The organism is Ferruginibacter sp., from assembly GCF_049840995.1.
In the GTDB taxonomy this organism is placed as follows: Bacteria; Bacteroidota; Bacteroidia; order Chitinophagales; family Chitinophagaceae; genus Ferruginibacter.
Window position 1 is genome coordinate 2,098,136 of record NZ_JASGIP010000003.1, and the last position, 9,750, is coordinate 2,107,885.

Below are 9,750 nucleotides of genomic sequence, written 5' to 3' on the forward strand. Positions count from 1 at the left end.
GCTGCGAGACGGAGGCGAATCCGCGTGACGTGACGCGACTCTCCGCGACTGAAGATGTTAGAGAGAAACAAGTCAACGGTCGCTCCATCGACGATCTCAGAAAACCAACGATCAACTCTTCGGCTGTGGTATGAGACTAAAGAAGGCGGAGTCGCTGCAAATATTGCGCACAGTTTTCGAAATTTATAAGAGCCATGTTGGCATCTAGTAAGATGCAAATCACTTCTCTTTGTGAATTATATCTTAAATCTTCATTCCTTTCAACTTCTCGAAGGAAAATAGTCGAAAGAAGACATTAACGAGATCGAATGAGATAATTATGGTAACTGCATGTCATATGCTGGTACCACGGGGCTTTGATTGTTTGCGTTGTTATCGCAATGAAGTCTGGGAAAAATATTGCAAGCCTTATACGCATAAAATGCAGTGAGATTTCAACTAACATTTAGTTATATAATTAGCTCGCTTTTGATCTGTTTCAACTATACTGCACGCCAAAAAAATTGCACAATTCAGTTGATGATTCGTCTCACAGAAAATGTGCATCTCTTTCATATTCATTGAATGAAAACATGATAATTCTATCATAAACTGCATGAGAATTTACCTAGATGACTAATTCAATAACTCACTTCATCATTAATAGATCTATCATGATACTGTAAACTTAGATATTTCAATTCAATTCGGCGGAGCAGTCAAATACATGTACTCACGAAATCCCACTGCAACATTTATCTATGGAAGAACTATTCGCGTATTCGCTAAGATAAAGCCCCGTCATACCAGCATATTGACATGCAGTTACCATAATTATCTCATTCGATCTCGTTAATGTCTTTTTTCAACTATTTCCTTCGAGAAGTTGAAAGGAATGAAGATTTAATATATAATTCACAAAGAGAAGTGATTCGCATCTTTTACTAGATGCCAACATGGCTCTTATAAATTTCGAAAACTGTGCGCAATATTTGCAGCGACTCCGCCTTCTCTAGTCTCATACCACGGCCGAAGAGTTGATCGTTGGTTTTCGGGGATCGTCGATGGAGCGACCGTTGGTTGCTCTTCTGACATCTTCAGTCGCGGAGAGTCGCGTCACGTCACGCGGATTCGCCTCCGTCTCGCAGCTTTTCACTGCGTTCTCCAATCAGCAGATTCAACTAAGGGTTCGTCTCTAGAATTTCCCGATTTTTTCGATCAATGATTTGTAAACTTACTGATTTTGCTCGATTTTTTGTCTTCACTTTTTGAATTTATTGCCTTTTTGATCAATAACTCAAGAGCGCGTAGCATTAACGAAGCTTTTTGTTCCATCTTCTGAAATTCCGATAACTTTCAGGACCCAACCTCTCCCCATCCCACTTCAACGTCAGTTTCGCTCGACTTCAGAGATCTGCGAAGAGAAGGTCACCTACTCTCTTTATCGGTGCTGCCACACGTCCTGCATGAGGTTAGCATTTTGTTTAGAATTCTAAAAAAAAGTATCCCGATTTCAGTCACTCGCCAATGCGAATTCCCTTGACATCGGCGTACAGCAATTCCTTTCTTGTGTCCAAAGATGGGCAGAGCCGGTCGAGCAGGTATATTTCAATGTCAAAATATGCAGAAAAAACTGGGTGGTATATTCAGGAGACTCTGCGGCACTTCATCGCATGTGTCTTTGTTGTTTCACCACACGATGAGAATCCAATGAGCGAGTTGAGCAAGCTGGTCCAGACCCAGCACACCATGCAAGTAGGAGACGATGAGGATCGATAAATATTGATGATGAATAATAACTACGATAGAAACTTAAAGCAACTATTTTTTTATACAATTGGATAAATTAATTGAATAGAAAATAGTTATTGGCACTAATAATGAATTGAGTGATAACTTTACTAATAAGGAGCTATAACTGGAGTTATAAGAGCTGACAAAATGGTAAGAATTTATAGCATTCCTCGACCGAGCGTGGAGTGACCCCAGCATTTTGCGCTCAACCCAAATGGATGACTCCAAACACGATGAAACACTACATCCTCCTCTGTGACTCGACTATAGATGATCCTCAATTGTAAGTTTGTCCACTATACATACCCAATAGTAGAAAAGAGTGAAGAAGACTCGGCTGAGATGTCTTCAGTTTTATCAGCGCAAATTTAGATGCGAATCGGTGTTCACGCAAATGTGCTCCTTCTACGGACCGGATTCCTGCGACATGATCAAATTAACGACTAGCACTGGAGAAGGAGAAGGACTAGAAGATCTCTGGGCTGAACAGGAACAGTATGAGAATTTGCTGCAGAGAGGACTGGAAAGAGCTAGGTAGGTAATAAGAGTAATAAGGACGATAAAAAGTTAAGAGAAATTCTAGAAAATCATAAAATTTTAAAGATTGAGAAAGGTCTAGATGAAATGAGTGATGCGAGATGTAACGAAGCATAAGAGTGATGATAAAGATTATTCTTGCAGAAAACACGCAGCTATGAAAGCGGCAGAAGCTGAATCAGCTCAAACCACGGTAAGACAGAAATTTTAATGATAAATCGACAACTTGATGACTTCAGACTCAAACCGTTTCTACGATTTCGCCATCCTACGTGATCAGCTCAGTTCCGTCCGTGTCATCGTCGTTTTTAGGTATGATCATCTAGATTTTCTGAAAAAAATGGTTGATATTTCAGCTACTGCAAACTCAAATCGACAACTGTCAACAGCTGACCGAGAAGCGATTCGGAGTGTCATTGAAAAGTTCACGACGAAGAATTTAGTGAGTTTAGTAAAATAATAGGCTATCTGTGGTAAGCCTTATGGTGCATTATGTTACATTCTGTAAAAAATGATCCTATAAATGATAAGCTACCACTTTGAAAGTGGCAAGAGCTAGTTAGCTTTAACTGATAGGTCTTATTCTTTATTAGCAAACGAGCTTGTCATTATTCAGCGATCATGATTCAGACAGCCCACGTCGAGAAATTGATGAGGACCCTGACAGAGCAGACAGCAGCGAGACGAGGAATTATCGGAAGGTCGCTGACGAGTGGAGTCAAGAAATGGCTGCAGTCATCACAGGCAGCAAATACTCAACCGCAGACCAGTATCAGGTCTGTCTATCAGGTTATCAGTGGTACGATGCTAACTGATATAATTTCAGCTACAGCACCGAGTCGAACGAAATGCAATTGCGTCGCTTAGCGGACATTTCCTTTCTCTTCGGCTTACACGGATTCGCTCAGCAACAGTACTGAACAGTCAAAAAGGACTTTGAACATAACGAAGCGTATCTATATCAGGCCACAGCTTTGGTTAAAAATAAAGTCATTTTTTTCGAAATAATAATTAATTTGCAGGACATGGCGTCTACAACGTACCTGAGTCACGCTCAAACACGGCAATTCCCGATCCACTACCTGGAAAACGCGTTCGTCTACCTGATTCAGTATGGAGGGTAAGGAATTAGTGAAAATGAATCTGTATTCCTGAAAAAAATAAAAAGAATTTCTTGAGACTTCCCAATTTCCAGAAGATACACTAGCATTCTGCGCTGTGCTGTCAACATTTGTCGCATTCTAACCGAATTGGACATGCCTCGCGAGGCGGCGATGCTATTGACGAAGTTGAACACTTCCTCGGTAACTTTAATTGTATATTTAAAAAAATGAATTTTTCAGGAAGTCGACCTCAGCGTGGCAATCATTCAATCCGAGGCGGCCAGGTGCTTCTCGATTGCTAAGAGGCAGAGGAAGGCGTCTTTCTACTCAATTCTCGCGGCCAACAGATTCTTAAAATCGGACATCAATCATTTGGCGATAGGTTAGTTGCGAATCCGTATTTGAGAGAAAAAACGATGCTTGAAAGATAAAATGGTTAATTAATTGATTTTAAAATATTTGAGAGGCACGGAAGATTTTTTTTGGAAAGAATAAAGAATTTCAGCATGTTATCGCTCCTGTACCGCAGTCTACATCGACCGACAGTGGGGTGGAATCGAGGTTTTTCCTTGGAAATTGAAACTCTCCAAATGTTCGTCATTCAGCGTCAGCTCTACGCGTCGCTGTGCAATGACGCGTCGAACGCCACATCGGCGATCGAATTCTCGCGGCGATTGTTGACTTCATCGATCAGGTGATTGCATATGGAAAATAATGCCACATTATTTGAAAAAGCGAGAGAAAATTGCATTTTTCCACGAGCCATAGTTCATTTTCTCTTGGAATTTGCAAAATGAGCTTTTTCATTGTTGGTAATTTTTGCTGTATTTCATTATAAGATTTCATTTCAGTCTGTCTGATGACGTCCAAAAGGAGTCCCTCCGCACCTTCATCATTATTGTCCAAAGAGCGCTCCAGAATAATGATGCTAAAAAAGTAGAGATTTAAAAACAAAAGATCATTGAAACATTGAGGGTTTCAGCTCGGGTTTACTCTGCCTTGTCCCCAGATCGAGGGGGACATTACAGTGATTTTCGGAGAAACGCCAAGCGCGGAGTTGGCGAAATTCTATACGGAAAACTTAGAAAATTTGGAGAGAGCAGCGTTCCATGCTGTCGCAGGTGAAGAATATGATATTAGTGATCCAATTTCTATCGTATATAGGGGCGATGAAATGAATTTGACAACTTTGACGATGAAATAATATAAACCTGATTGATAAACTAAAAATTTCTTTGGTATAAAAAACCACTTTTACAAGTGATTAAATTATGAAAAATATTTTCATTAGCCAGATAACTTGATATATACCTCATAAGCTATCTTAAATTGACAAGTTCCAGGTCCAACGACTTCCTTCCTCCTTCTGCCTTCCCTCGTTGCTTCTTCCGCAACGAACAACCGACGTCAACGGATCGTCCCGGTTGGAGAGCGCTATCGAGTCCTCTGCCCATTGCACAATCCTCTCGCCATTCCAATGAATTTGGGGAATTTGAAGCTGAGGATCGCGCATGCGGCTACCATAGATGGTATTTGAGTTTTGGTGATGAGCCAAATTTGTAAAATACATTTACAGACTCAGCCCTCACTGCTTCAACCGTCCAATGCCTCACCATAGAAAAACTGAAAATTGAGCCAAACTCGACAATTTTAGTGGGGAAATTAAAAAAAAAGAAGAGGAAATATTAGTCAAAATTGCAGGCTGAATTGTCCGTTATCCCTCAGATGAATTGCAAGGAGTTTGCAGTCGATGGTATCGAAGCCGACATCGAATCCGATGATTCGCAAGGACAGCAGAAGTTAAACATCCGAGGGCTGATACCGGTCAAAGTCAAGGGACAGAAACTCAATAACACGCCGAAAGAGGTTAAGATTGGAAAATTATTGCGAGTTTTGCAGAGATAAAAAAGAAATGCAGATTTTCTATAGTATTCTGAAATTTTATTAAGAAAGCATCAGAAATGTTCCTTTTTAGCCTCTAAGGGTGCGTTCATACTTCGGCTGACGTGAGCATCAGCAGAGAAATAGTGTGCGCAAGTGGGAGACGAAAAGAGCATGCCTCTCACTTTCGCACGCTATTTCTCTGCTGATGCTCACGTCAGCCGAAGTATGTACGCACCCTAAAGAAATGTATTGTACTAGCGGATCAAAAATTTAAATTTTTGAAGATTCTTATTATAGAGGAAGTTGGAATTTTTCCAAATATCTTTTTTTTTCGTGAAATTGCATAAGTTTTCTGGAACGAAGTAATATTCTAGAATTTTCCAGGTCAAGCAAATGGCATATGCAAAGGACGAGCGACTGAGCTGCGGCGTTGCTCCGACGACTTGGCCACTCATTCGGATGCACGTCTTTCGCCCCGCCCCCGCGCGCGTATTCTGTGATCAAGCCATAAAGTTGGCTATAGATGTGAGGATTTTCTGAAATTTTCCAAAATGTAATTTGCCATGGTTCTTATTTGAACTCTAAATAACGAACTTAAGCCACTTATCTCATGGCGAAGAATAGAGTAAAGAAAGCAGGGATGCAATTTTAATGACAACAATATTTGAATCAGGGCCAAAAAGTGACGATCTTATCATTTTCTCTGTAACAGATTTAATTAAAAATAAGAATTTTATTTAGATGGAAAATATCGGCTCCGAGGACATCACGGGGCTCGCGTGCGCAGTTAATGCCATTGACACAATGTCGATCTACGTCATGGAAGGCGACAATCGGTATTTTTGAATTTCTTTTTTTCTAAAATTTTTAAAAATACTTTTCCAGAATTCCATGTCCCGAATCCGTTTCAGCGAACTCGCAAAGTATCACCACATTCAAATATTTGAACCCCATCGGAATCAGAGGGAAAATTAGGTTTTAAAACGGGAATTTTCTGAAAATTCTGAGAATGTTCAGAATGCTGTTCGACATGAAGGCCCCTGCTAATGAATGCGAGAACTATACTTTGCCATTAATATTTGCATACAAAGGAGGACAGAGTGGACAGGTTTATAAAGATTCTAGAAATCAAATATCTGCAAATCGCGTTTCTCGAACTTACGCTTTCAGAAGCAGAGCTGAAGTTCTAAAAGGATTTGATATATCCAAATAATCTGGATTTTTAAGGTCCGACACTGGAGATTACAGCTGAAATTTGCGGTGCAGTCCCTATTGGCGGCTGAGTTGACGAGTTTGGGTAATTGAAAAATAGCTATTATTATAAAAGAAAAACCCTAATTTTTACGGAAAAAATCTGCAAATAAATTTTGAGGAAAATAATCGTTTTGCAGACAAATTTTCATTGTACTCGCTCACACTGAAGAACTGTTTGTCTGCCGACGTCTTAGCTAGAATCGAGCTACAGAGAATTCGTGTCGTTGATCAGAGCAGAAAAGGGCTGAAGCTGTCGTCAAATCAACAGAGTGAGTTAGTCTTTGGGGATTCCACAAGAATCTCCAATTTTATGATTAAAGATAAAATGTGAAAAACAGGCTGGAATATCAAAGCTTCAATTCTGCTATTTGAAAACACGAAAGAATAGAATTTCATCTATCTATTTTAAGTTAACTATAAGTCAGCCCTACTTTCTTACTTTTGATTATCGAAATTTGAAAAATCTATGAGGTTATGATGTCAATATATTCACTTTGTAGTTGTGCTCGAAAGCGGGCAGTCGTATGCGCTCTGCGCCAGCCTTGGAGCAAATCTGCCGAATGATACTCTCCAATTTCTCCCTTCTGTGGATTCACCAAACTGGAACGAATCTGAGATGAGAAGACAAAACGAAGGGAATCTATTCGCTATGCTCTGGAAGGCAAACATCATTAACAGTGACGGGCAGGTAAAGATTACAAGAAAAAAACTCCTTCAATATATGATGAAGGTTAAAAGAATAAAGTTCCCTGGAATTTAATTTTGGTCTTCAGAACATGTACCTGATCGGTGAAACGATGATCCGCGATCCGAAGGCGGAAATGAATGCGGAACAAGATACGAAAAATGTAGTGGAAGCGCTCGAGCAGGAGAACACACCTTTGCACATCCCGCTGCACGTCGCATGTGGAAAGATACCGCCAGTCTATCATTCGTTCAAAGCGAAAAGGTTATTTTTGGCAGGGTTTTGAAGAAAATAAGAAATTGTTAGAATCTGCGAAGTGCCATTCTCGTTCGTAGTGAGCAACAAAGACGAACTACAGAGGGATGCGAAGGTCATGGTACGATTTGTGCCGAAGGTTAGTGGTAATGAGTGATAGAATGTTTGATAATATAAACAAGATATTCATTAAAAAATAAGTTTTTTTAAAATATCGGTTGTAAAATAAAAATAATATTTTAAAACTCTTACCAGTGATTTCCAGGTCCGAGAACAAGTTTCATCCCTCGCCCAGCTGGCCCCAGACAATCGACAGCAGTACATGGTCGACCGTTCATTGCTGACAGCTGAAATCAAGGCGGGAGCTTCGGAGAAACTGTGCTTTATCGTCAAGTGCGAAAGTTTTTTTATAAAGCCCCCTCACCATTCATTTGGAAAACTCGCCTAGTTTTGAGACGAGATAGTGTTGGGAAAGAAGAAAAATCTGAGTGAACTTCCCAAGGAGTTTACTTTTGCTTTTTCACTTTGATATCATAAAATTCATTTTCAGAGTCTGGCAACCGTCTGTCTATGAGCTAGGAGGCGCCCAATTCATTATGGAAGCCGAGATCGGAGGGGAGAAAGTCACACAAAAGGTAAGCTTTTGGATTTTAAGGGAAATTCTCAAACTTGGATTTAAGTTGTCCACCTGTCTCCTAGTTGTCAACGACACGAGTAAGGGATGAAGGAAACCTGAGAAATTTTCAAGTTTTTTAAAGCTCAATTTAATTTACTATCTTTGTTGTAATAATGTAAGTGTCATATTTCGCTTTACATTGATCATTAGCATTCTTGACTTCGACGCAGTAATCCTCGTTTTAGAAGAGAGTGTCCTTCTATTTAATGGATTTCGTGCCTTCTGAAATACGTGTACGTTTTCTAGCATTTATTAACTTATTGGCTTCTCGAAAAGTTAACTTAATTTTGGAATGAAATAGTATTGGAAAAGAAGAGAAAATTTAGCAAGTTTTTTTTGCGAATGTGTGAATTTTTCAGCAGCCTCTAACTTATTTCCGTTGAAGATGTAATTTTACTTGAAAATGGGTATGAACCTTATCAAAGAGAAAATTTTTATTTGAAAGTTCTTCATTGATTTTAAAGTTATTGTTGGGTTTGGAAGCCCTTTGATATCGATTTTTCTTATCAGGGATAAGATAATAATAATTTGTGAGCCTAGGTAAACCCGTTCAGTGAGACATGGCCTCCCAGACGCAAGGCATCCAGCAACTCCTGCAGGTAGGTAGTAAGAGAGGATACCTAGTGATATGGATATTGGATAAGAGTTAATAGGAGATGCAATGGGCTGGGGTTGGACCCAAGTAAAATTACGATCTCGTAAATCGTAAAAATTTACGAGTTCGTAATTCCGAATTACGAACTCGTGATTTCATTTGGGTCCAGCCCTGATAATATCTAATAAAGATTGATTTGGGATGATGGAGAGTTTGATAAGGAATGATATAAGGTTGATAAGACATTTTCAAGTATAACAATAATTGATCATTTAAGGCTGAAAAGCGAGCTGCTGACAAGATCAATGAGGCCCGCAAGCGGAAGCTGCAGAGAATGAAGCAGGCTAAGCAGGAGGCGCAGGCTGAGGTCGATAAGTTCAAGCTGGTCAGTTCTACTGCAAAAATGATATGTTAATTGATATAAACGACACGGTATAAACCCAAGTAATTATATAGAGGACTAATAAAAATGAGAAGATATTGATGAAATTTTCTGCTTTCAGCAGCGCGAGCAACAGTTCAAGGAGTTCGAGCAGGTTAGTATATGAGCCATGCTGAAATTCTACAAAATTTCCATTGATTTGACTTTTTCATCAGTGATTATAAGCTATCAGCACTGAGTAGGAAAGAGTCGGAATTTTTTCCAAAGTCGATATAGTCCAGTCCCTGGTACTGATAAGGGCTGATTTCAGAAGTACCTCGGCACGAAGGAAGACATCGAAGCGAAGATCCGTCAGGATACTGAGAACGAGATCGAAGGCATGAAGAGAAACGTTGCTGCTAACAAGCAACAGGTGGGTGGAGAGTGGTGCTGTGAGATAAGTACTAGAGTTCTGGAGTGTGTATATACAGAAGGAAAGGGATACTGCAATCATGATTCTCAAAAACTGGGAATAGCATATTGTAGTTTTATATTTATTTCGAGTATACGGTAACAAATTCGTAAAGAGAAGGAAAAGATACTGTAGTTTTGGGTAAGTCGCAGAGT

Annotated in this window: 1 protein-coding gene; it reads left to right on the forward strand. The window is 39.7% G+C overall.

The features are described 5' to 3' along the window. Nucleotides 1-7,327 precede the first annotated feature (7,327 nt). Nucleotides 7,328-7,522, forward strand: a complete 195-nt coding sequence (locus QM738_RS10720) for a hypothetical protein (RefSeq protein ID WP_462276691.1) — start codon at nt 7,328-7,330, stop codon at nt 7,520-7,522. Nucleotides 7,523-9,750: the final 2,228 nt, after the last annotated feature.

Coding starts and splice junctions, on each gene's coding strand:
- QM738_RS10720 (WP_462276691.1), top strand. CDS start 7,328: ATGTACCTGATCGGTGAAACGATGATCCGCGATCCGAAGGCGGAAATG.